Consider the following 24675-nt stretch of genomic DNA (forward strand, 5'->3'; position numbering starts at 1 on the left):
CTTACAAGTTTAAGCATCCCATGCTATTAATGCAACATTAGTATTACATAGTTAAAACAGATTAAACTTTAGCAAACTTAAATAGTCAATAACCAAACCCAATTATCTTCAAATGGTTGATATTAATGGCAACCTGTTTTATATTTACCCAAAATCAATATCACAATTGAAAACTATTATCCTGTTAATTGTCTCCCTATTTTGTATCAACAGCGCCTACTCACAGGAAACTGTTGAGCGTAGCCATAAAATTAACGATCATATTACAGAAAAACTGCATGTGCTAAAAAGCGACAAAAGTACAAGGCAGGGCTTGTACCAGGCCGTGTATAACAAATCAATCGCTATAGCGAGCGGTCAGTTTGATAAAGATATAAAAACTGGTGTGTGGCATTTTTATGATCCAAACGGCCATCTGCTGCAAAATTACGATTACACTAAAAAGGATCTCTTGTACGAGGCCCCAGAAGATACTACTTCAAACCTTCGTTATTTTGTAGATAAACAACTTACCGATACCGACCGCACCACTAAACCTGTTAAGGCAGGCGGAAGGTATTATGGATACCTCCCTTATTTAAAACTATTTAAATTACCGGCAAACCTAATGGATATTAATAGGGATGTTTCCATTGCCGTGGTTGAATTGCTGGTTAGCCCGGGTGGGCGGCTGGCCTATTTTAAGGTAAGTATATACAGTGGCAACTACTCCAAAACTTTTAATGTAAATATTGATGCCCTGAATGATGAGGATAGAACATTTATCCCCGCAACCTTAAACAACGAACCTATTGGCTGCAGAATATTAATCAAATGCTTTATTGATAATGATGGCACTTTGATTTTTTAGCAAAAAAAAACACCTTCTGGTGTTTCATGCAGGCTGATAATTAGTAGCTGGATCTTTGATCATTTCTCCGCTATCCACTTAACAGCTTCGTCCAGCTCATCTATGGAGTAGCCTTTATATTTACCTGGTAATATATACTTAAACAGGTGGCTAAACTCCCGCACGCCGCGCTGATCTGTCACGATTGCCAACTTGTTCCATTTGGTAAAGTACTTAAGGCCAATACTTATATTGCCGCACCATGCCCCTGCATCAAAATTTTTTATATGAGTTTCCAATACCAATAGAAAATTTATTTTACCATTTTCTTTAATATGATCATGGATCAAAGGTTTCAACGCATCTTCATAATCTGTATTTGTGATTTCTCCAACAGCGTGTAAACCTAAGATATGTTTTGGCAGGAAATTTAAGTGCTTAAGCATTTACATACGGTATATTTTATCAATAGTTACAAAAACCACACCATTAATTAACAAAAACGTCATTTTAACACTTATATTATCATTTTAAGCTGAAATCCCCTGAGAACACGTCTATTTTTTGACTTTCAATTTATAGTATCTTTGTGGCAGATATGCAAAACAGAACGCTATATAGCCAGTTGATTAAAGACGAAGCCCAAAAGCTTGGTTTTTTGTTTTGCGGTATATCCAAAGCAGAGTTTCTTGAAGAAGAAGCCCCCCGGTTAGAATCATGGTTAAAAAAAAACATGCATGGCGAAATGCAATACATGGAAAACCATTTCGACAAACGCCTTGATCCGCGGCTGTTGGTGGATGGTGCAAAATCTGTGATCTCATTGGGTATTAACTACTATACAGATAATAAACAAACTGATCCATCAGCACCCAAAATATCAAAATATGCCTATGGCATAGATTACCATACTGTTATAAAAGACAAACTGAGACAATTATTACAGCTCATTAACGAGAAGATTGGCGAAGTTGGAGGCCGGGTATTTGTCGATTCGGCACCGGTATTGGATAAGGCTTGGGCCAAACGGGCTGGCATGGGCTGGATAGGCAAAAACTCCAACCTGTTAAACAAAAAAGCCGGTTCCTTCTTTTTTTTGGCAGAATTGATCATCGATCTGGAACTGGAATATGATATAGCCCCCACTATGGATCATTGTGGTACCTGTACCAATTGCATTGATGCCTGCCCTACTGATGCCATTGTAGGCCCTTATGTAGTTGATGGCAGCAGATGCATCTCTTACCTCACCATCGAACTTAAAAACGAGATTCCACCGGAGTTTAAAGGTAAAATGGATAACTGGATGTTTGGTTGTGATGTTTGCCAGGATGTATGCCCCTGGAACCGTTTCTCCGTATTAAACACTGAACCGGAATTTACCCCCCACCCCGACTTGCTTAATTTAAAAGCCACCGACTGGCAGGACATGACCCAGGATGTTTTTCAAAAGGTATTTAAAAACTCGGCAGTAAAGCGTACCAAATTTGGTGGCTTAAAGCGGAATATTGATTTTTTGAAGGAGATATGAGACTTTTTATGAAAGTACAATTTCATTAATGCAAAAAGCCCCATCAGGGGCTTTTTGCATATCTCATATCTAAATTAAACACTAACCTTTTTTAAATTTCAATGCCAGCTGGGCCAGCATATCATCATTTACAGGTTGAGCAGGTTCATCCTTCTTTTTAAATGGCTTGGGTGGATATTGAGTTTTGGTATGATCTGGCTTGTGAAACTCTTTTTTAGGATAATCCGCTTTGGGAGCTTCCGGCTTTGGAGCCTGGGTTTGCTCGGCAGGTTTAGGCTGTTGAGCAGCATTTTTTGCCTGGCGTTCCGCATTTCTTTTAGCATTCCAACGGGCGTGAATTTCTTCCAGCTTGCGTTTGGTATATAAAGGAAAATCGCCCTGCATCATCCATGAATAATAGCTTGGCTCGGCAGTTAATACATCTTCCACTCTTTTGCCTTTATGCTTGCCAAAGTTGATGGTTTCTTCGCCCTGCTCGTTGTAAACCATGCGGCCTGCAAAATCAACCGGCTTACTTAAGTTGGTAAATTTATGCAAAGCCTCTACATCGCCCACAACCGGAATGGTGATATTGCCTTTTTTATCTTCCCATTGCATATTTTCATAGCGCTCAATCTGCGCCAGCAATACTTCCATGGTGGCACGGGTATCAGCCTCGGCCGAGTGTGCGTTCTCTATCTTTTTATCGCAATAAAACTGGTAAGCGGCTTTAAGTGTGCGCTGCTCCATTTGGTGAAATATATTTTGTACATCCACAAAATGGCGATTATCCAAAGTAAATGCAACGTTAGCACGCAAAAACTCTTCCATCAGCATAGGAATATCAAACTTGTTGGAATTGTAGCCGGCAAGGTCGCTATCGCCAATAAATTCGGCAATGGCCTGGCCCAGGGCGCCAAATTGCTGCTCGTTCTGTATATGCTCGTCATAAATGCCATGCACTAATGATGATTCCAACGGAATAGGCATACCAGGATTAACGCGCCACGTTTTAACTTCTTCGCTACCATCAGGCTGCAGCTTAATAACAGATATCTCAACTATGCGGTCGGCCCCTATATTGGTGCCCGTAGTTTCAAGATCGAAAAAGGCAAGCGGACGTTTTAATTTTAGTTTCATGGTAAAAAATCAGTAATACTGTAAAGGTCGCAAATGTCTTAAAAAGAATCAGCAGAATAAATTTTTTAATTTAAATAATATTCGGTTTTATGTATTAAATTAAAACCATCCTAATTATCGCAATTATTGTATGAAAAAAATACTCCTTATTACTATTTTATTTATTGGTATTCAACACTTTGCAATCGCTCAGGATTTTGAAGAAAGTGTAACCACCGAAGACCTCAGCCTAAAAAAATACGCAAAAGATACATCGGCCCATGCCTTATTTTTAAATGAGTTTGGTAAAAGCAGAATTGATATTACCGGGGACGACCATGTAAGACTAATTTTCAATTATCATGCCCGGATCAAAATCTTTGATAAAAAAGGACTTGAAAGTGGCACCATCGAGATACCTATTCAACATAGCGGTAATAATGAAACTACAGAAGAAGTTGAAGAAATAGTTGGCACTACTTATTACCAGGATGATGATGGCCTTATGCGCAGTGCACCATTTGATGCAAAAAAAGTATATACTGTAAAGGATCATAAGTACCGAAGTACTGTGAAGTTTGCTTTACCAGCTTTGCGGCCAGGTTGTGTAATTGATTTCAGGTATAAACTTATATCACCTTACCTTGACGAATTCAGAAATTGGGATTTTCAGGATTTTATACCCAAGGCGCGGTCAAAGTACGAGGTTCATATCCCCGCATTCTGGACGTTTAATGCCATATTGCGCGGAAGTTTAAAACTCTCAAACAATACATCGGAGATTGAACGGGAATGCTTTTCATCTCACGGCGCCAAATGCGATTGTTCGTTAATAGTGTACGAAATGAAAGATATCCCTGCTTTTGTAATAGAGGACCATATGACCTCGCCCAAGAACTTTTTGGCAGCTATATATTTTGATGAGGTTGAATGGACCAACCCCTACACCAGTGCAAAAACTGTTGTTTCAAAAACATGGAAAGATATTGAATATCAGCTTAAAACCAATGAGTACTTCGGATCCCAATTTAAGCGTAAGGAGCTGATGAAAGATAGGATTGCTGCTGTAATAGCTGGAAAAACAGATGACCTGGAAAAAGCCAAAGCAATTTACGCCTACCTTCAAAAATGGTTTAAATGGAATGATCTTACCACCATTTATAGTCCCGACGGTATAAAAAAGGCCTATGAAGCACATACCGGTACCATTGGCGATATTAACCTGGCCCTTGCTGCGGCCTTAAGGGCAGCAGATATAAACACCGAAGTAGTAGTTTTATCAACCCGTAATAATGGCAATATCAATATGCTTTACCCGGTAATTAATGATTTTAATTACGTAATAGCTAAAGTTAATATTGGCGATAAAAGTTATCTGCTTGATGCCACCGATCCCTTACTATCATTTGGATTACTACCGCTCAAATGCCTAAATGATAAAGGCAGGGTGATCAGTTTAGATAAACCATCGTACTGGATTGAATTAAGCGGGCTGCAGAAGGAGTCAACAACACAATCACTGGACCTTACTTTGCTTGATAATGGTAAGCTTAAAGGCACCATATCCAACTATTATTCTGGTTATGATGGCTACTTAAAACGCAAGGCCATTAAAAAGTTCAATTCGATTGATGAATATGTTGAAAACCAGGACGAAAAATTACCCAAACTCAAGATCCTTAAATCAAGCATATCAAACCTTGATAGCCTTGATATGCCGCTTGGAGAAACCTTTGAAGTTGAAATTGATGCGTTTGATAACATGAACCATAACCGGTTGGTGTTTAATCCTTTTTTATGGGATAAAATTACAACCAATCCATTCAAGCTTGCCGAAAGAGATTACCCCGTTGATTGGGGAATGGCCTCAGATAACCGGTTAATACTAAATATGCACCTGCCCGATGCTTATACTGTTGAAACCCCGCCACAGTCAATAGCTTTTAAAATGCCGGGCAATGGAGGCATGTATGCAAGCAGCTTTGAAAGTATGGGCAATACATTTACATTCTCGAACATCACTAAGTTTACCAAACCTATTTACACATCCGAGGAGTACCCTTACTTAAAAGAGCTTTATAATAAGATTATCCTTACCCAAAAAGCCGATATGGTTTTCAAGAAAAAATAATGAAAGTATTTGTAACGCTGTTATCATTCCTGGCATTAAACATAAGCGCCGGCGCACAGGAAAATTATGATGTATCACTGATACCAAAGGATTTGTTACCCTATGCCAGCGCGGTTGTGCGTAATGAGGAACTTAATATTGAGGTGAAAGATCTTGATAATACTTTTTATCATATAAAACAGGCTATAACCATATTAAACAAAAATGGCGCTGACGAAGCCGAAATAGTTGTGTTTCATGACAAAGCCAATATTATAAAAGGCATAAAAGGAATAGTATACAACCAGTTTGGTAAGCCCACAGGTAAATTTTCTGAAAGCGACTTTGAGGATGTTGACGCGGTAAGCCGGTCAACACTTTTTGATGATACCAAGGTTAAACATTTTAACCCGGCAGTATCGGATTATCCTTACACTGTGGCCTATGAATATGATATAAAATCAAAGCAATCACTCAATTTCAGTGATTGGGTACCTAATTCATCAACCGGAGTAGCCGTTCAAAAAAGCACCTATACTTTCAGCTGTAAACCCGATTTCAAGATCAGGTATAAAGAGTTAAATGTACCGGTTGGTGTGGTTACAGGTACCAATAAGCAGGGAGAAAACACCTATACATGGCAGTTAACCAATTTAAAAGCAATAAAGGAAGAGCCATACAGCCCCAATCAAGATAAATATTTGAGCAGGGTAAAAGTAGCCCCCGAAAAATTTGAATACCTGGGTGTACCCGGGGCATTTAATGATTGGAATGGGATGGGTAAATGGATATATGATAAATTGCTGGCCAGCCGCACAACGCTCCCGCTGTCAACAAACGAAAGGATGAAGGAGATCACTAACGGTATTACCGATCCTAAATTGAAAGCCAAAAAAATTTATGAATACATGCAGGGCAAAACACACTACATAAGTGTACAGGTTGGCATTGGCGGTTATCAGCCATTTTTGGCAAGCGATGTAGACCAGCAAAATTACGGCGACTGTAAAGCACTGGTGAACTATACTCAGTCATTGCTTAATGCCGTTAATATCGACTCCTATTATTGCATCGTAAAATCGGGTTCACGTAAGCAGGGTCCACTGAAGGATTTTGCCAGTATGAACCAGTTTGACCATGTTATACTATGCCTGCCATTTAAAAACGATACCACTTTTCTGGAATGCACAAGCCAGCAAATCCCCTTTGGTTTTTTAAGTGATTTTACCGACGACCGTTATGTATTAGCCTGCACACCCGAAGGCGGTAAACTGCTGCACACACCTAAATACACAGCCCAGGATAACGTACAACATTGTAAAGCCAGCTTCACCATCGATGCAGATGGTATGTTAACAGGGAATATGCTTACTACTTTTAAAGGCACACAGTATGATAACCGCGAATATATCATCCAGGAAGCGCCAAAAGACCAGGTGAAAAGCCTTCAAAAAGAATATCCGATAAACAACCTCGAGATTGAAAAATTTGAATTTAAACAGGACAAAAGTATTAACCCTGTAGCCACAGAAATTATAAAACTAAGTGCGCCTGATTATGGATCTGCAAGTAACGGTAAGATAGATTTTTTAGCTAATGCCATTAACCGCACCGACGGGGCACCCAGGGAAGTTCATAACAGGCATAACGCTTTTTATATTAACAGGGGCTATACTGATGAAGATGAAATTAGTTACACCCTGCCTAAAGGTTACCATGTTGACATGCGACCGGCAAGTGTAACCATTGATAAGCCCTTTGGGAAATTTTCTGTATCGGCCGTGGTGATTGGCGATCAGCTGATATATAAACGTAAGCTGCAGGTAATTGATGGCACCTACAATAAAGATATGTACCAGGAGTTTGTGGATTTTTACCAGGCCATCAGCGAAACGGATAATAGCAATGTTACGTTGATTAAAAATAACTAAATATGACGATGCCGAGTATGATACCTATAATCATAACCAGGTATAGCAAAATTTCGTTCCCTGCAAACTTTTTATACTTTGACCAGAATGAGTATTCTTCTTTTTGATTTGACATAACGATGCAAAAATATTCATTTTTAACGTAGTTTGTAATTACCACATTCTTATTGCTATCTAAAAATAAAAAAATAGACCGTTATTGTGAGTTTGAAAATTCGGAAAACTCTAAAGGGTGGAAATGACAAGCTGCGAAAGACTTACGAAGTTTTAAAAACTTCGTAAGTCTGACATTCAACAACTTGTCATAGGAAGTTTTACTATCCGGGGGACACTGAAAGGAAAATGACGTTTGAAAAGTTTGTCATCCTGAGGAACGAAGGATCTATTTGCAGACTGTGCAGGGCGAAGAAGCATGGCGAATGACAGATCCTTCACTGCGGTTCAGGATGACAAAAAGTTTCTTTGCGAACACGTCATAGATACGCACGAAGCAATCGCAGGCCTTATACTGGGCGGATCTGTACAGTTCGCAATTGCCGCGCTGCGCTCGCAATGGCATGGTGTTGTTGCGTTTCAGACAGCTTCTGAGTATTATGGATATTATTTTGCGGTGTTGTTAAAATCTGGTTTCACTACCGGCCGCTCTGTTTTCTTGACAGTTCCGCATGCCGAAATAAACATAATTACGGCAAGCACATAAAGCGTTAGATACCGCCTATGCAAACCAAATAGCCATAATTTAAAAGTTGGCATGACAAGTTAAGTTAGTTAATATAAACTTACAAATACTGATCCATAACCAAAAGACACACTGGAAATAAATTAGTTACATCAAAAGAGTAAAGACTGGAAGATTAAGGAACAAAGACCAGAAGATTGAGGAGCAAAGACCAAAGATTAAGGACAAAAAGCTAAATTGCCTCCCCAATTTATTTCACCTTTCACCTTTCACCTTTCACCTTTCACCTTTCACCTTTCACCTTTCACCTTTCACCTTTCACCTTTCACCTTTCACCTTTCACCTTTCACTAATTTGTCGACACGCTCACTTCATCAATAGAGCCCGCCCTGGAAAAATATTTATATAAAGAAGGATCCCTAAGTTTTACGATGATAACCCCACGCCTTGAGCTTGCATGAACTACATATCCGTTTTGAAGATAAACACCCACATGGCTAAATTGCTTGCCATCAAAATCAAAGAAAACCAGGTCGCCCTCTTTCAATTCATCCTCATATTTACGTTTAATAACATTGATTTGCTTACTGGTCATGCGTGGGATAGTGATACCGTACACCTGTTGCTCTAACAAAAAAGCAAGTCCGGAGCAATCTACTCCGTCCTTATCCAGGCCACCAAATTTATAGGGAGTACCCATCCACTGCTCAATAAAAGCATATAATCTGCCGTTTTCTATATTGCTTTTACTTACGCCCATGATTTCGGCGTATTTGTATGCTATATCGGCATTAGGCTGAACAACTTCGCCTGGCTGCCCTCGCATAGCGGCCTTGCGCGAGTGACAGGAAGTTAAAATTACCGGCACAAAAAACAAGACGATGCAGTATAAAAAGAGGCGGTGTTTGGTCATGCAGTAAAAATAGAATTTAAGCCCGAGTGAATAAGGCGGATGTTTTTAACATATCCACATAGGGATGTGCAGGTGTGCAGATTTCAGATGTGCAGATGAAATTCCACTCTTTTGTCATCCTGAGGTACGAAGGATCTATTCGCAGACTACACAGGGCGAAGAAGCATAGTGGAGAATAGATCCTTCACTATCGTTCAGGATGACAAAGCTTTATTATCAGCACATCTAACTTTTTATTACCCTTTGTATCTCATCCAGCTTCATTAAAGCTTCTACAGGTGTCAGCGTATTTACGTCAAGATTATTCAGTGTATCACGAATCTTTACAAGTACCGGGTCATCTATTGAGAACATCTGCATCTGTACGGCTTGTTTTTGCACCTTACGGATGCTTTCTTTAATATGTTCTCCGCCTGTGCGTTCGTTTTCCAGTTTCTTTAATATTTCGTTGGCACGCGTTAGTACCTTTTGAGGCATTCCCGCTAATTTGGCTACGTGGATTCCAAAGCTATGCTCACTTCCACCCGGTACCAGCTTACGCAGGAATATGATCTGATGCCCAACCTCTTTTACCGATACATTAAAATTCTTGATACGATGAAAAGTATTGCTTAGCTCATTCAATTCATGATAGTGGGTAGCAAATAATGTTTTAGCCTTGGCAGCAGGGTGATTATGCAAATATTCGGCTATAGACCAGGCAATAGAGATACCATCATAAGTAGATGTACCACGACCGATCTCATCCAACAAAATCAAACTCCGGTCTGATATGTTATTTAGGATACTGGCTGTCTCGTTCATCTCCACCATAAAGGTCGATTCGCCCGATGAAAGGTTATCTGATGCTCCTACCCTTGTAAATATCTTATCTACCAGCCCAATCGAAGCCGATTTAGCAGGTACAAAACATCCCATCTGAGCCATTAAAACAATTAAACCGGTCTGCCTTAACAAGGCCGATTTACCCGCCATATTGGGCCCTGTAATAATGATGATCTGCTGTGTTTCCGAATCGAGGAACACATCATTAGTAATGTAACTTTCACCCAGCGGCAGGTTTTTTTCTATTACCGGGTGACGTCCGCCTTTAATATCCAGCACACGGCTTTCATTCATCTCCGGCTTTACATAATAGTTTTTGATGGCTATGGTAGCAAAGTTAAGCAGCACATCCAAGCGGGCTATCAGCTGGGCATTTAGTTGTATCGGTTTAATATACTCTGCAAGTGAATAAAGCAGATCATTATACAAACGTGTTTCCAGCACCAGGATCTTTTCTTCGGCACCTAAAATTTGTTCTTCGTATTCTTTTAGCTCGGGTGTAATATAACGCTCGGCATTTACCAGTGTTTGTTTACGAATCCACTCGGCAGGCACTTTATCACGATGACTATGCGTAACCTCCAGATAGTAGCCAAATACGTTATTGAACGATACTTTTAACGAGGGAATGCCTGTAGCTTCGGCTTCACGTTTCTGAATCTCCAGCAGGTAACCCTTACCTCCAAAAGCTATTTTTCGCAGCCTGTCCAGCTCCTCATTAATACCCTCGTTCATCACAGAACCTTTCACAATCATTACCGGAGGCTCAGGATGCAATTCGCGTTCTATTTTTTCGCAAATGAGCACGCAGGGATTAAGCTGCTCGCCTATTGCGCGTAATGGCTGGCTTTTTGAAGTTTCGGCAATCTTCTTGATAATACCAATAGCCATCAACGCTTTTTTAAGCTGACAAACCTCGCGTGGGTTCGCCTTTTGTAAACCGATCTTGGAGATCAGCCTTTCCAGGTCACCAATCTGGCGAATGTTGTTTTGCAGATTTTCGCGCAGTTCTTCATGTTCAATCATGTACTCCACCACACCAAGGCGATCGTTGATAGGTTTTATCTCCTTAAGCGGCATTACAATCCAACGGCGCAGTAAACGGGCGCCCATGGGCGAGCAGGTATGATCAAGTACATCAACCAGGGTAAGGGCATTATCATTGGTAGAGCCCACCAGTTCCAGGTTGCGTACGCTGAACCTATCCAACCATAAATACCTGTCTTCTTCAATCCTGCCTATAGCAGAGATATGTTGCAGGTTACGGTGTTCAGTTTCATTGAGGTAATGAATGGCCACCCCTGCCGCTATTATACCAAGGTTAAGCTTATCAATGCCAAAACCTTTGAGCGATTTTACACCGAAGTGTTTTAACAGCGTTTCAGTAGCGTAATCGCCGCTGTAAGGCCATTCATCAAGGGCGTAGGTATAAAATCTATCGCCGTAGCTCTCCTTAAAATCGCGGGTACGGCTTTTGGGGTAGATCACCTCCGAAGGTGAAAAACTTTGCAGCAGCTTATCAATATAATCGCTGTTACCCTGTGCCGTATGAAACTCGCCGGTTGAAATATCTATAAGGGCAATGCCGATGGTATTTTTTTCAAAGTGCAGCGATGCCAGGTAATTATTACTCTTTTGGTTAAGTATATTATCATTAGTGGCTACGCCGGGTGTTACCAGTTCGGTAACCCCACGTTTAACAATGGTTTTGGTAGTCTTGGGGTCTTCCAGCTGATCACAGATAGCCACACGTTGCCCTGCGCGTACCAGTTTGGGTAAATAGGTATCCAGCGAATGATGGGGAAAACCTGCCAGTTCAATATGAGTGCCCACACCATTGCCGCGGCGGGTAAGTACAATGCCCAGTATGCCGGCAGCCTTAATGGCATCTTCGCCAAATGTTTCGTAAAAATCACCCACGCGAAACAGCAGCAAAGCACCGGGGTACTTCACCTTTATGGCGTTATATTGCTGCATTAAGGGGGTTTCTTTGGTAGTATCTTTAGCCAAGCGGTTTACTCCTTTTGTTAATCGGGTAAAGTTAATGCATTGCCTGCGGTTTTAGGGCATTGTGGAAAAGTTGGTTTCTTGTGGATATCAGGCAGCTGGTATCCCCTGCATCGATTATCGTTTAAGGATTTCCTTTAAAAACTGCAGCATGATACTTTATAGATTGTGAATATACTTCTTAAAATACAGCTTATTACCCTCGCCTGGTCCACAGATAAAGAAACTCTAACACTTATTCAAGCAACAGGGCATCTTCATCATCGGTTAAATTAAGCTGTATGGTATCGCTGCCGGCAATGCCTTCAATGCTCCCCTTAATATGGGCCGCGTTCAGTAAAACCTTATCCAGTTGTTTCTCCCTCGATTTCCACATTTTTTCCATAGCATCACGTTCCTTTTGGATAGACAGGCGCATACTCATGTACCCTTCGCGAATAGCTTTCCACTGTTCAGAAAACTCGCTACTGGTTAAGTAATCATATAGCAGGTGCATTTTATCGCCCTTATTATCCTGCGATTTTACCAGGTTTGATAGCTTAATTATCCCATCGCGCAGGATGTAGGATACCGCTTTTACCTCATCAAAACTACATATCCAAACACCATCCTTCTCGCCAAAGCAATCCATACCTTTTGGATAGCATTGAGTAACTATTACCGCTACATCAACCCCAATGCCGCGCATATCTTTTTTAAGCTTATCTATCCAATCGGCGCCAAATGTAGCGGTGCGTTTACTTTCGTAAATAATGCGGCCGCACTCCTGCCCAAATTGGTTACGTACCGTTTGTACACAATCGGCACCGCGTACCCCTTTGCCCACTTCACTTATCAAATCAAACGGGAAATAGTTGCGCAGCAACTCCTCTAATATCAACTCTTGCACCTCACCCTGCAATTGCATGGAGCCCTGCTCAGCCTTCCGCTTCATTTCCTCGGCCAGTTTTTTCTGGTCGTCTAATTGCTTTTCAAGCTCCTTTACTTTTAGCTGGTATTCGGTATCTTTTATACTATGCCGTTCGGCCTCCTGCTTACGTATTTGTTCGCTCAGTTCGTTACGCTGCTCCTGTAACCGGCGCTGCACAGATAGTTCCAACTCTTCTTCCTTTAATTGAAGTTGCTTTTCACGCTGCAAAAACTCCAGCTCTTTTTGGCGGGATAATTTCAGTTTCTCCTCGCTCTCCTGTGCCGAGTTCTTCAGCATCACCACCTGGTTTTCGAAATCCTGGCTGATAGATCTGCGCAGATTTTCCTCAAGCGAAAGTTCCAATTGTTTTTTTTCGGTATTAAGGCGTTGTTCAAACTCCGCTTTTTGCTGCCGTTCCTTACTTAAAAATTCCTCATCTTTTTTTCGGTACTCTTCCTCCTTTTGGCGGGTATAATCCTGCATTTTAAGCCTGAGCTCCTTTTTATACTCCTCGGCCATCACCTCCTCTATCGGAAAACCAAAACCACAACTGGGGCATTTAACTTCTGTAGCCATACTAATTATAATACGAAAAACATTTTCGCACATCAAATATATGGATTTATACTATGCTTACGTTAATACACCGGCAGCTATTGCAGTTGTCGATTATTAATTCTACATTACATCAATGCAAATTTTACAAATTGGCAAGGCCATGTGGAGCTATGATTATGAAATCTCATCGCTTACTTTAATTGACGAGGCCGGATCTCTTTTCTCCTTAACACCTCCGCCTCACCATCGTGAGGGTGAAATTATACTGACCAATAATAGCCTGGTTATTGATGGCTATAATTACTTAAATATTCCACTTAATAAATTAGAGCAAATATACCTGGGGTTTGATGACGTATATAAACGATCATTGGTTAAAAACAATGGAATATTTTGCCAGCCTTTAAGATTACGCTACAGAGAAGGTGACAACATCAATGTTATATACCTCATAGTAGACCATCGTTTTTTTGGCACCAAAAACCAGCTTTGGTTTGATACTTTAAAGCAATTACTATCCGACTAAGGGTTACCTTTTTCTGCTCCCTTCAAAACAGCAAAATTTTTGTGCTAAAATACATGCTTAGTAAGCCCCAACCAGGGCTGTTTTTTTATTGTGTTTAATCTGCTATATTTGAAAACGTAAGCCGTCACTAAACCAATTTAACCTAACGATCAATACTATTGATCAATAATCTGCAGTGGGGCTTCCCTAAATCTAAATATTAATATGTTTATGAAAAAGCTCGGATTTTTAAGGCTATTTACCTGTTTACCGCTTATTGCACTCATCCTTCCCAACGTTACCGAATCATTAATGAACCCCAATTACAAAGTACCGCTTTTACATGTTATTATAGCAGCTGCACTGGTAGCGGTAATTGGTATTTGTAGTGTAATTATTTACTATTTACAAAAACAGGAATTAAAGGTGCAGTATCAACGCAATAAAAATTAAACTAAAAACAAACGGCGCCCCCATTTGCATGAGCGCGCCGCAGTGTTAATGTGTGTTATAATTATTTAGCTTTAGCAAATTCGCCATTAGCTTTAATAGTTACTTCGTCGCTTAACATAGCTGAACCAAATTTGGTACCGAAATTAAAGTCAGCACGTTTGATAGTACCAGTTAACTGGAAACCTGCATCATCTGCTTTGCTCATTGGGTTTTGAATTGTACCGCGGTACCACAAATCAAATGTAGCTGGTTTGGTAACACCTGCTAATGTAAGGTTACCGGTAACTTTGTAATGTTTATCAGATGTTTTAGAGATACCTGTGCTTGTGAAAGTAAGCGTTGGTTTGTTTGCTGCGTCAAAGAAATCAGCAGATTTCAAGTGACCATCGCGTTGATCGTTATCAGTACTTACAGAAGCTGTTTGTACAGTAAATGAAACTTTAGCATCGCTAAAATCTGGTTTTGTTGAAGTTATAGTAGCATCATAAGTTTTAAAAGTACCGTCAACGTCATTTACCAATAAGTGTGTAACAGTAAATTTAACGTTTGAGTGTGCCTTGTCAACCGTCCAGGTTGTTTGTGCCGATGCAGCAGTGTACAAAAATGCTGATGCTAACAGGATGAAGATTTTTTTCATTGTTCTAAATTTTTTTAAGCTTTGTTTATTTTCTATGGCTCAAAAGTAGGTAAAGAATTTGAATTATTTATAAATAAATGTTTAAACATCTTTTTTTTAGAATAGTATGACAAAACACTACTAATTTAGTGGGTATTTATAGAGTAAACTCATAGTATTAAGGTCGTTAGCTAACCAAAATATTCAATTTCGGCAATACACCTACCCTATATTTTCCCACTTCCCGGAGTCAAGGCTGCGGTAAATGGCATCAACCACCCTCATATCTTTTAAGCCTTCCTCGCCCGGTACACGGCTTTGTATATTGCGGGTTACACAGCTGGCGAAATCATCCATTTGGGCCGCTTGTTGTACTATCTGCGGAAAGTTCATTGGACCATTACTGGTAAAGCCGTCAATACCGCCATACCCGTATGCCGGTTCAAGCTGAAACTTACCACGCTCGGCCTGTACCTTCAGGTAGCCCCAATCATGGTTATAGCTGGATTTCCCGTTAACTTTTTGCCCGCCCGGGAATTTCAGTTCCCAAAAAACGGTTTCATCAACCTCTTTAAAAAAATCGGGCCTGGTTTTCTCCTGGGTAGCTTTTACAGCCAAAGGTTCCTGCCCCAGGGTATAACGAGAACCCTGGATGGAATAAATTCCCATATCCATTAATCCTCCCCCACCGGCCAGGGCTTTTTTTAAGCGCCAGGCGTTAGGATCGCCATTGTAGGTAAAGCCATTACCTGTTTCAATACTGGTAACTTTTCCAAAAATCTGCTTTTGGCCCAAACGCATCAACTCAATAGTATGAGGTTCAAAGTGTAATCGATAACCAATAGATAATAAACGGTTAGCCTTTTTACAGGCGGCTATCATTTCTTCACAATCCTTTGCATTAAGGGCCATGGGCTTTTCGCAGATAACATGCTTACCTGCTTGAGCCGCCCTGATGGTATATTCTTTATGCATAGATACCGGCAGCACTACATATACTATATCTATATCCGGATTTTGGGCAATAGTATCAAAATTTTGATAGTTATAGATGTTTTTCTCGGGGATATTATATTTTTTGGCCCAATCAACCGCCTTTGATGGCGTACCCGTAACAATACCTGCCAGGTAGCAGTTTTTTGTTTTTTGGAGGGCCGGTGCCAGTTGCCCACCGCTGTAACTCCCTAAACCAACCAAAGCAATACCCAGTTTTTTGCCGGGTTTAGCCATAGCAAACTGTGACAATGCCGGCCCCAACGCCAACGCGCCAAAACCTACAGAAGCATTACGGATAAAATTTCTGCGTGATGTATTTATTGAAGCCATTTTAATTGATTAAGTAGAATTAGGTTAATGAGCTTAATAGGTTATTAGTCAATAAAAATACAAGTTAATCTGGAATATTGTTTGATGAATTTAAAAAGCTTGATATTTAATAATGAATGGGTAACATCACACCCATCCACTATTAAATTATCTTTAACTTATTTACCAAACGTATAGAAAACTGAAATTGCAATATCGTTTGAAATTAGCCTAAAATCTACGCTATCACCGTTCCCACTTTGCTGGCCGTTTGTATCTTTAGATTTATAATGACTGTAGTTAAGGTTAGCCAATGTAGCAGCAACCCCAACTTTTTTTGATGGGTAGTATACCAAACCAAGGTTTACACCAGCCGCATAGCTATCTGTTTTACTGTTAGTATTACTGCCGGCGTTTGCAGGATCATCATATGTATACTTATAACTACTCCTGTTATAACCAATATAAGGACCGGTACGTATCCCTATTTTATCGTTATACATAAAATATTTCCGCAAAAACACTTTAGCACTATATTCTGTTGAATGTTGCCTTGTGGTCAAATTAACAGCATCGGTTTGATTACCTCTAGCGTAATACAAATTTGTGCCAATATCCAGTTTATCAGCTATAAAATAACTGTAACCAGGACCAATAAGAAAACTTGTACGTTTGCTGTCCAGGTTTGAAACTGCAGCACCCCCGGGAGTAATATAGGAGTTATTTGAACTTGCATGACTGAACCCCAAATCGAGTCCGAGTGTTTGTGAACCTTTTTCGGTTTGGGCTTTTGAAATTTGAAAAGCCAATAAAAATGCAGGAATTAAAAGCAGGATTTTTTTCATTGTGATTGTTAGTTTGTTGAGCAGTAGGAACGGCTTTTAATATTCAATATTTTATCAAAATGACTATTATTAAATAAATATTTTTTTGGATAAATTGGAATAATATAAGGCGGTAAGTGGCGTTAAATCAGATTTTCTTAAGCCAATAAATTAAGTTTCCGGGTAGCTTTCATACGCTTAATGCCAGCGAGCGCGAGCGGCATTAACGTCATAAAATAATTGAAAGTAAATGTCAATACCAGGAGAAGTATAATCTGCTTATAATTTAATTATAGCACGTGAAGTTAATATGAATGATTGACGAGGCTTTAATCAATCCTATCTCCCCTCCAGGTTGTCCCGATACTCCTTCAATGAGCGCAATATGGACCTCGCAATTGCATTTTGCCCGTCGTTGGAGTTAAGATAATCTTCATCGGCCGGGTTATTAATAAAACCCGTCTCTACCAATACGGCCGGCATCCCGCTTTGTGCCAACACCAGCACGCCCTGCTCTTTTACACCATAACTGTGGCGGCCATCGGTCTTTTTAAATTCGCGGTTTATCAAATCGCCAAACTGGATACTCTGCTTGCGGTATTTTTGCTGAAAAGCGTTCAATACAATGGTGTTAACCACATTATCTTCGCCGTAACCATTATACTTATTTTTATAATCCTTTTCTATGTAGATGGCCGCGTTCTCGCGCAGGGCCTCGCGTTGTTCCTGGCTACGGTGAAAACCATAAACCAGCAATAAAGTACCATGCTCTGTAGCTCTTTTTTGTGGGGATGAATTGCAATGGATAGATATAAATAAGTTCCCGTTATTGCTATTGGCTATATCTGTACGTTTATGCAGTTCAATAAAAACGTCGGTACTGCGGGTCATAACTATTTTAATACCAGCCATTTCATCATTCACCAGGTCGCGCAGTTTTTTTGCGATGCTTAACGCTACATTCTTTTCTTTTGAATAAGCGCCATGAGCGCCAGGATCTTTACCACCATGCCCTGCATCAATAATTAACGTTTTAAATTTAAAGCGACCGGCAAGCGGTTTGCTGCTATCCGTCTGTTGCGCAAATGAACTATTTGCGACTAAGAAGCAGAGTATAAAACAAAAAAATGCAGGGATATTGGTACTTTTTATGCAAGTGGCAGGCATGAATAATATATAAGGATAAGTACTGTAAACATTTTATCTATAAATGGTACAATTAAGATATTGTTTGACGCACAAGGTTTAAATATATGATTAATTAAATTTCGCAAAGGTAGTATTAGTTAGCAAGTTAGGTATGCATTGTTTTACAAATTTTAAAAACAACAGCAAATCCTAAAAGCAACGCCATTTTTACGAACCTTTAATTTTATATTTATTGTTTAAAAGTAACCCGCAAACCATAAGTTATTATGTATTTAAAGAAACTACTATTTACCCTGTTGATATCCACTACATTTGCACAAATCGGCTGCAGCCAGGAAAAACAAATACCTTATGGCGATAATGCTGCCGCAGGTAAATATTATGACGTACGTGGTGTAAAACTATATACCGAAACTTATGGCAGCGGTAAACCGCTGCTGCTAATTCACGGAAACGGCGATAAGATGAGCGCGTTTAAAAACAACATTCCCTATTTTGCCAAAAAATATAAAGTAATAGCTGTTGATAGCCGCGCGCACGGAAAATCTGTTGACCCGCGCGATTCCCTGAGTTTTGAGATGATGGCTGATGATTTTGCAGGTTTACTTGATGTAATGCACATCGACTCTGCATATGTGATAGGTTGGAGCGATGGCGGCATCAACGCGCTTGAACTGGCCATACGACACCCTAAAAAAGTAATAAAACTGGCCTCAACAGGCGCAAACCTCTGGCCCGATTCTACCGGGATAGTTCCTAAGTATTGGAAAGAGGAACAAATACAGTACAATAAAAACAAAAACACCGTTTGGAAAACCGCCAAAKAAAAAAACGACTGGAAGATTTTCCTGCTCGATTGGTTTCAGCCCAACATCAAACTTTCGGAGCTAAAGAAAATCCAATGCCCCTCCCTTATTATTGGTGGCGACCATGATGTGATCCCAACCGAGCACACCGTAATTATATCACAAAACATACCTAAAGCATACCTGTGGATAGTACCCAACTCGGGCCATCCAACACTTGTTGAACATAAGGATGAGTTTAATAAGCTGGTTGATGATTTTTTTGAACAGCCTTTTAATAAAAGGTAGATACTGAAATTAAAAAGCGGCTAAGGCTATACCCTTAAATAAATCTATTCATTTAAGGGTATAGCCTTATTTTGTTTTAAGGCAAAATAATAAGCAAGGTAACTTCTCCCCCTAAACTAAGTTATTGAACTTTACCGCGCTATCCCCGGCAACTCAAAACCCGAACTTCCTCCCCAATCCATGACAGACAGGGACAGTTCCAAATCATATAATCCATAGATTAGCATTACCAATTAAAACCAACTATTGTATGCAAATTATTTTTGGAGTTATTTTCCATTTTATCGGCGGTTTTGCCTCGGGGAGCTTTTACATCCCCTACAAAAAAATTAAAGGATGGGCCTGGGAAAGCTACTGGATAGTAGGCGGCATTTTTTCCTGGTTTATTGTACCTCCGCTGGCAGCATGGTTAACAATTCCGGGATTTACAGATATACTAACCCATACCACCACATCCGTTATCGGGTGGACTTATTTAATGGGTTTGCTCTGGGGCATTGGGGGGCTCACCTATGGCTTGGGGGTACGCTACCTGGGGGTTTCATTAGGTAGTACCATAATACTTGGGCTTTGCTCTGTATTTGGGGCACTCATACCATCAGTATACTATGATTTTTTTCCAAAAGCGGGTAAAGATACCTTTAGCATGATGGTGCATAACCAATGGGGCCAAATGGTATTATTAGGTATTTTGCTTTGCGTAGTGGGCATTGTTATATGCGGCAAGGCCGGTATGATGAAAGAAAAAGAACTCTCTGCCGATAAAACTATAGCCCAGGAAAATAAGGATTACCGCTTTGGGCTGGGTATTTTGGTTGCCATAGTATCGGGCATACTGAGCGCCTGTTTCAACTTTGGGATTGAGGCCGGTAAAACCATGGCCGATACCGCTAACCACCTTTGGCAGGCCGCGCATCCAAACCAAGGTAACTTTTTGTATCAAAACAATGTTACCTATATTATTATACTGTGGGGCGGGCTAACCACCAATTTTATATGGTGTATGGTGCTAAACATCCGTAATAAAACGTTTGATAATTATACCGATAAAAAAACGCCGCTGCTTAAAAACTACCTGTTTGCGGCATTGGCCGGCACCACCTGGTTTTTGCAGTTCTTTTTTTACGGTATGGGCGAAAGCAAAATGGGCAATGGCGCCAGCTCATGGATATTGCACATGGCCTTCATTATTTTAGTAGCCAACATGTGGGGCCTGGTACTTAAAGAATGGAAGGGCGTAAGCAAAAAAGCCTTTGCAACAGTAATAGCCGGCATTTTAGTAATTACATTATCAGTACTTGTGGTAGGCTATGGCAATTCATTAAAATGACCGAATTATTGAATGACTGAATTATTGAGTTGAGCTTCAGCATAGTTTATATCAATAGTTGTTAACCAATAAACATTCAATATTTCAGTCATTCGATAATTCATAATTCAATAACTCAATAATTCAATAATTAAAATACATATGTCTGTTAAAACAACACAATTTAAGCACGTAAGCTACCTGTGGGATGATGCAAAAGCAGCCGAGCTTGCCGGTGATGAAGTAGCATTATTAATATACCGATCAAACTTATTGGGTGCTGATCTTAGGTTAACCAACTACGGTGGAGGCAATACCTCTTGTAAAGTGACGTCAAAAGACCCACTAACCGGCAGCGATGTTGAAGTAATGTGGATCAAAGGATCGGGCGGTGATATAGGCACCCTTAAAAAAAGCGGTTTAGCAGCCCTTTATGTAGATCGCCTGCGCAGCCTCAAAAACGTTTATCGCGGCGTGGCGTATGAAGACGAAATGGTGGAACTATTTAACCATTGCATTTATGACCTGGCCTCCAAAGCGCCATCAATCGATACCCCGCTACATGGATTCTTACCTTTTAAACATATAGATCACCTGCATCCTGATGCAGCTATAGCCATCGCGGCAGCTAAAGATGGTAAAAAGATAACCCAGGAACTTTTTAACGGTACCATTGGCTGGGTAGAATGGAAAAAACCAGGTTTTGAGCTGGGCCTGCAATTAAAACAATGCCTTGACGAAAACCCGGGCATCCGTGGTATTATGTTGGGTTCGCATGGGTTATTTACCTGGGGCGATACCGCCTACGAAAGCTACATCAACACGCTTGAAGTAATTGAGCGCTGTGCCGATTACCTGGAAGAAAACTATGGCAAAAAGGCCCCTGTTTTTGGCGGCCAAAAAATTGATAGCCTTGATGAGGCCGGCCGTAAAAAGCAAGCTGCAGCCATTGCTCCTATTCTGCGTGGTTTTTGCTCAAGTCAAAAGCACATGATTGGTCATTTTACAGATGATGCGCGGGTATTGGAGTTTATTAATTCCAATGATCTTGGCCGTTTGGCACCATTGGGTACCAGCTGCCCCGATCATTTTTTGCGCACCAAGATCAGTCCGCTGGTATTGGAGCTTGAACCGGGCGAGGACCTGAGCGATGTGAAAGCATTACAGGAACGCCTTACCCCTGCATTTGAAGCTTACCGCCAAATGTATACCGATTATTACAACACCTGTAAACACGATAACAGCCCGGCTATAAGGGATACAAACCCGGTGATCATCCTGTATCCGGGGGTTGGCTTGTTCTCGTTCTCTAAAGACAAGCAAACAGCCCGTGTTGCTGCCGAGTTTTATACTAATGCTATCAACGTAATGAAGGGTGCCGAAGCCATATCAGAGTACACCTCATTACCGCGCCAGGAGGCTTTTGATATAGAATACTGGCTATTGGAAGAAGCTAAATTACAGCGCATGCCAAAAGCTAAAGCCTTATCCGGTAAAATTGCCCTTATAACAGGCAGTGCGGGTGGCATAGGTAAAGCCATCGCCAAAAAATTTGTTGACGAAGGCGCTGTAGTGATATTAAATGACATGAATACCGAACGTTTAGACAGCGCCGGTGAAGAATTTAAAAAACAATACGGTAAAGATTCATACACCACCGCGGTGCTTGATGTTACCAACAGCGAACAGATCAACGCTGCCTTAGAAACTGCGGCGCTGGCTTTTGGTGGGGTTGATATTGTGATCAATAACGCCGGCCTATCCATCTCCAAATCAATTGCCGACCACACGGATAAAGATTGGGATCTGCTTTATGATGTATTGGTAAAGGGCCAGTTCTTTGTTACACAGGCAGCCGTCGCTATAATGAAAAAACAAGCTATCGGTGGCGACATTATCAATATAGTAAGTAAGAACGCCCTGGTTAGCGGACCAAACAATGCCGGTTACGGATCGGCTAAAGCCGCGCAGCTGCACCTGAGCCGCTTAAATGCTGCTGAGTTAGGTGCCGACAGTATCCGCGTGAACGTGGTAAATCCTGATGCCGTTATCAGCGACAGCAATATATGGGCTGGCGGCTGGGCCGAAGGTCGTGCAAAAGCTTATGGTATTACCGTAGCCGAATTGCCTGCTTACTATGCAAAGCGTACCTTACTGAACGAGATCATTTTACCTGCCGATATTGCGGATGCCTGTTTCGCCTTTACCGGCGGCCTGCTCAACAAATCAACCGGCAACGTGTTGAATGTTGACGGCGGTGTAGCGATGGCGTTTGTGAGATAGATTTTTGGACGAAGGATTTTCGGACGAAGGACAAAGGACTTTAAATAAAACAAAATGTTATGCCGAACTTGTTTCGGCATAACACAGGACAGGCCTACAGCATGCTGGAAACTTAGCATGTGGGATCCCGAAATAAATTCGGGATGACTCGGTAGAGTTTGAGACTTACGAAGTTTTTAAAACTTCGTAAGTCTTGGATCCTGCAACTTGTCATAGGACGAACGACTTTAAATAAAACAAAATGTCATGTCGAACTTGTTTCGGCATCCCACAGGACTGACTTACAGCATGCTGAAAACTTAGCATGTGGGATGCCGAATAAATTCGGCATGACTTAGAAATATTTAGGATCTACAAATATGTCATTGCGAGGTACGAAGCAATCGCGAACTATACAGGGCAGGCTTTGCGCAGTTCTCAATCACTACGCTTGCAATGACATTATTCTTGAAAAATTATAAACCGATAACGATGCAATTAGAGAAGAGCATAATCGAAGAATATAACCACCAGCACCAAACAGCGCACCAACGCAAGTTTGACTTTATTGCCGCTGATGTAAACGGCCTGGATACCATTCTAAAAAAGTTAATTGATTTTAATATAGCTATACCAAGCTGGGCTTTGGGCACCGGCGGTACCCGTTTTGGTCGTTTTTCGGGCGGTGGTGAGCCGCGCAGTCTGGAAGAAAAAATAGAGGACGTGGGCTTGATCCACGCTTTAAACAGGAGCAGTAACTCCATATCGTTGCATATTCCATGGGATATCCCCAAAAATGCCGCTGATATTAAAGCGCATGCGGCCCAATTAGGTTTGCACTTTGATGCTGTTAACTCCAATACCTTCCAGGACCAGGCATCGCAGGAGCTGAGTTACAAATACGGCTCATTACACCATGTAGATAAAGCTGTACGCAAGCAAGCTATTGCCCACAACATCGAGGTGATCAAATACGGCGTTGAGCTGGATTCAAAAGCTTTGTCTGTTTGGTTATCTGATGGATCAAATTTTCCCGGTCAGTTAAACATGCGCGGGGCTTTTGAACGCACACTGGAAAGCCTGCAGGAAATTTATGAAGCCTTACCTGCCGATTGGAAAGTTTGGGTAGAATACAAACCTTACGAACCAAACTTCTACTCTACCACCATTGGCGATTGGGGGCAATCATACTTATTGTCATCCAAATTAGGCAGCAAAGCACAAACTTTGGTGGATTTAGGTCATCATTTGGGTAGTACCAATATTGAGCAAATAGTTTCTTTATTGCTGATGGAAGGCAAGCTGGCCGGTTTTCACTTTAACGATTCTAAATACGGCGATGATGACCTTACCGTTGGCAGTATAAACCCATACCAGTTGTTCCTGATATTTAACGAACTGGTAGAAGGTATGGATGCACGCGGAATAAACCATGCTACCGCCATAGGCTGGATGATAGATGCATCGCACAATGTGAAAGACCCAATTGAGGACTTGATCCAATCTGTTGAGGCTATCAAAATAGCTTATGCACAAGCCTTATTGGTTGATGTAACCGCTTTAAAACAGGCGCAGCAAGACAATGACGTAGTAAAAGCCCAGGAGATATTACAACATTCCTACCGCACAGATGTTCGTTCGTTACTGGCTGAGGCACGTTTACGTGCAGGCGGCGTATTAGATCCGCTGGCTTTATACAGGCAACAGGCGGTACGTAACCAATTGATTAAAGAACGGGGAGCAAAGGCAGTATCAACCGGATTATAA

20 protein-coding genes are annotated in these 24675 nt (G+C 40.9%); 11 read left to right on the forward strand and 9 right to left on the reverse strand.

The annotated features are described in order from the left end of the window. Positions 1-112: 112 nt before the first annotated feature. Positions 113-850 (forward strand): hypothetical protein, encoded by a 738-nt coding sequence (locus AC1D0K_RS12390; protein WP_477391981.1) that lies wholly within the window; start codon positions 113-115, stop codon positions 848-850. A 59-nt stretch (positions 851-909) separates the two neighbouring features. Here AC1D0K_RS12390 and AC1D0K_RS12395 read toward each other — a convergent pair whose 3' ends face one another. Beyond that, complete coding sequence (locus tag AC1D0K_RS12395) at positions 910-1275, reverse strand: SpoIIAA family protein (RefSeq protein ID WP_295718140.1); 366 nt, start codon at positions 1273-1275, stop codon at positions 910-912. Between the two features lie 152 nt (positions 1276-1427). On the opposite strand from AC1D0K_RS12395, the gene queG reads away from it, so the two are divergent. Then, positions 1428-2360, forward strand: coding sequence for a tRNA epoxyqueuosine(34) reductase QueG (gene queG / locus AC1D0K_RS12400; RefSeq protein WP_477391980.1), 933 nt, complete (start codon positions 1428-1430; stop codon positions 2358-2360). A gap of 81 nt (positions 2361-2441) precedes the next feature. Here the strand turns inward: queG and AC1D0K_RS12405 are convergent, their stop codons facing one another. Next, complete coding sequence (locus tag AC1D0K_RS12405) at positions 2442-3479, reverse strand: exonuclease domain-containing protein (protein WP_477391979.1); 1038 nt, start codon at positions 3477-3479, stop codon at positions 2442-2444. A gap of 130 nt (positions 3480-3609) precedes the next feature. Here AC1D0K_RS12405 and AC1D0K_RS12410 point away from each other — a divergent pair, with 130 nt between their 5' ends. From AC1D0K_RS12410 to AC1D0K_RS12420, 3 genes are all read left to right on the forward strand, one after another. Beyond that, the gene (locus AC1D0K_RS12410; RefSeq protein WP_295718144.1) at positions 3610-5589 is read left to right on the forward strand and encodes a transglutaminase domain-containing protein; all 1980 of its coding nucleotides are present in this window, start codon (positions 3610-3612) and stop codon (positions 5587-5589) included. Beyond that, entirely contained in the window at positions 5589-7499 is a 1911-nt protein-coding gene (locus AC1D0K_RS12415) for a DUF3857 domain-containing protein (RefSeq protein WP_477391978.1), read from the forward strand. Before AC1D0K_RS12410 ends, AC1D0K_RS12415 begins: the two co-directional genes overlap by 1 nt. 412 nt (positions 7500-7911) lie before the next feature. Continuing rightward, positions 7912-8199: a hypothetical protein gene (locus AC1D0K_RS12420; protein WP_477391977.1), complete on the forward strand. Its 288-nt coding sequence runs from the start codon at positions 7912-7914 to the stop codon at positions 8197-8199. A 328-nt stretch (positions 8200-8527) separates the two neighbouring features. Here AC1D0K_RS12420 and AC1D0K_RS12425 read toward each other — a convergent pair whose 3' ends face one another. From AC1D0K_RS12425 to AC1D0K_RS12435, 3 genes are all read right to left on the reverse strand, one after another. Continuing rightward, positions 8528-9091: a C40 family peptidase gene (locus tag AC1D0K_RS12425; protein WP_477391976.1), complete on the reverse strand. Its 564-nt coding sequence runs from the start codon at positions 9089-9091 to the stop codon at positions 8528-8530. 225 nt (positions 9092-9316) lie between these two features. Continuing rightward, positions 9317-11926 (reverse strand): DNA mismatch repair protein MutS, encoded by a 2610-nt coding sequence (gene mutS, locus AC1D0K_RS12430; RefSeq protein WP_477391975.1) that lies wholly within the window; start codon positions 11924-11926, stop codon positions 9317-9319. 232 nt (positions 11927-12158) lie between these two features. Next, positions 12159-13409 (reverse strand): DUF2130 domain-containing protein, encoded by a 1251-nt coding sequence (locus AC1D0K_RS12435; RefSeq protein WP_477391974.1) that lies wholly within the window; start codon positions 13407-13409, stop codon positions 12159-12161. 115 nt (positions 13410-13524) lie between these two features. Between AC1D0K_RS12435 and AC1D0K_RS12440 the strand changes: the two genes are divergently transcribed. After that, positions 13525-13917, forward strand: a complete 393-nt coding sequence (locus tag AC1D0K_RS12440; protein ID WP_295710940.1) for a hypothetical protein — start codon at positions 13525-13527, stop codon at positions 13915-13917. A gap of 210 nt (positions 13918-14127) precedes the next feature. After that, on the forward strand, positions 14128-14349 hold the full coding sequence (locus tag AC1D0K_RS12445) for a hypothetical protein (protein WP_295710941.1): 222 nt from the start codon (positions 14128-14130) through the stop codon (positions 14347-14349). A gap of 61 nt (positions 14350-14410) precedes the next feature. Here the strand turns inward: AC1D0K_RS12445 and AC1D0K_RS12450 are convergent, their stop codons facing one another. From AC1D0K_RS12450 to AC1D0K_RS12465, 4 genes are all read right to left on the reverse strand, one after another. Next, a complete protein-coding gene (locus AC1D0K_RS12450) occupies positions 14411-14986 on the reverse strand; it encodes a YceI family protein (protein WP_477391972.1) in 576 nt (191 codons plus the stop codon). Between the two features lie 201 nt (positions 14987-15187). Continuing rightward, positions 15188-16291: a Gfo/Idh/MocA family protein gene (locus AC1D0K_RS12455; protein ID WP_477399285.1), complete on the reverse strand. Its 1104-nt coding sequence runs from the start codon at positions 16289-16291 to the stop codon at positions 15188-15190. A 158-nt stretch (positions 16292-16449) separates the two neighbouring features. Continuing rightward, on the reverse strand, positions 16450-17115 hold the full coding sequence (locus AC1D0K_RS12460) for a hypothetical protein (RefSeq protein WP_477399287.1): 666 nt from the start codon (positions 17113-17115) through the stop codon (positions 16450-16452). A 318-nt stretch (positions 17116-17433) separates the two neighbouring features. After that, positions 17434-18261: an N-acetylmuramoyl-L-alanine amidase family protein gene (locus tag AC1D0K_RS12465; RefSeq protein WP_477399289.1), complete on the reverse strand. Its 828-nt coding sequence runs from the start codon at positions 18259-18261 to the stop codon at positions 17434-17436. Positions 18262-18509: 248 nt separating this feature from the next. On the opposite strand from AC1D0K_RS12465, the gene AC1D0K_RS12470 reads away from it, so the two are divergent. The 4 genes from AC1D0K_RS12470 to AC1D0K_RS12485 all read left to right on the forward strand — a co-directional run bounded on the left by AC1D0K_RS12470 (position 18510) and on the right by AC1D0K_RS12485 (position 24675). Next, positions 18510-19337 carry an alpha/beta fold hydrolase gene (locus AC1D0K_RS12470; RefSeq protein WP_477463063.1) on the forward strand — a complete coding sequence of 276 codons (828 nt, stop codon included), beginning with the start codon at positions 18510-18512 and terminating at the stop codon, positions 19335-19337. 250 nt (positions 19338-19587) lie between these two features. Further along, positions 19588-20667: an L-rhamnose/proton symporter RhaT gene (gene rhaT / locus AC1D0K_RS12475; protein WP_295710948.1), complete on the forward strand. Its 1080-nt coding sequence runs from the start codon at positions 19588-19590 to the stop codon at positions 20665-20667. A gap of 141 nt (positions 20668-20808) precedes the next feature. After that, positions 20809-22929: a bifunctional aldolase/short-chain dehydrogenase gene (locus tag AC1D0K_RS12480; protein WP_477463064.1), complete on the forward strand. Its 2121-nt coding sequence runs from the start codon at positions 20809-20811 to the stop codon at positions 22927-22929. A gap of 471 nt (positions 22930-23400) precedes the next feature. Further along, positions 23401-24675 (forward strand): sugar isomerase, encoded by a 1275-nt coding sequence (locus AC1D0K_RS12485; protein ID WP_477398768.1) that lies wholly within the window; start codon positions 23401-23403, stop codon positions 24673-24675.

The organism is Mucilaginibacter sp. P1_A3 (assembly GCF_056406855.1).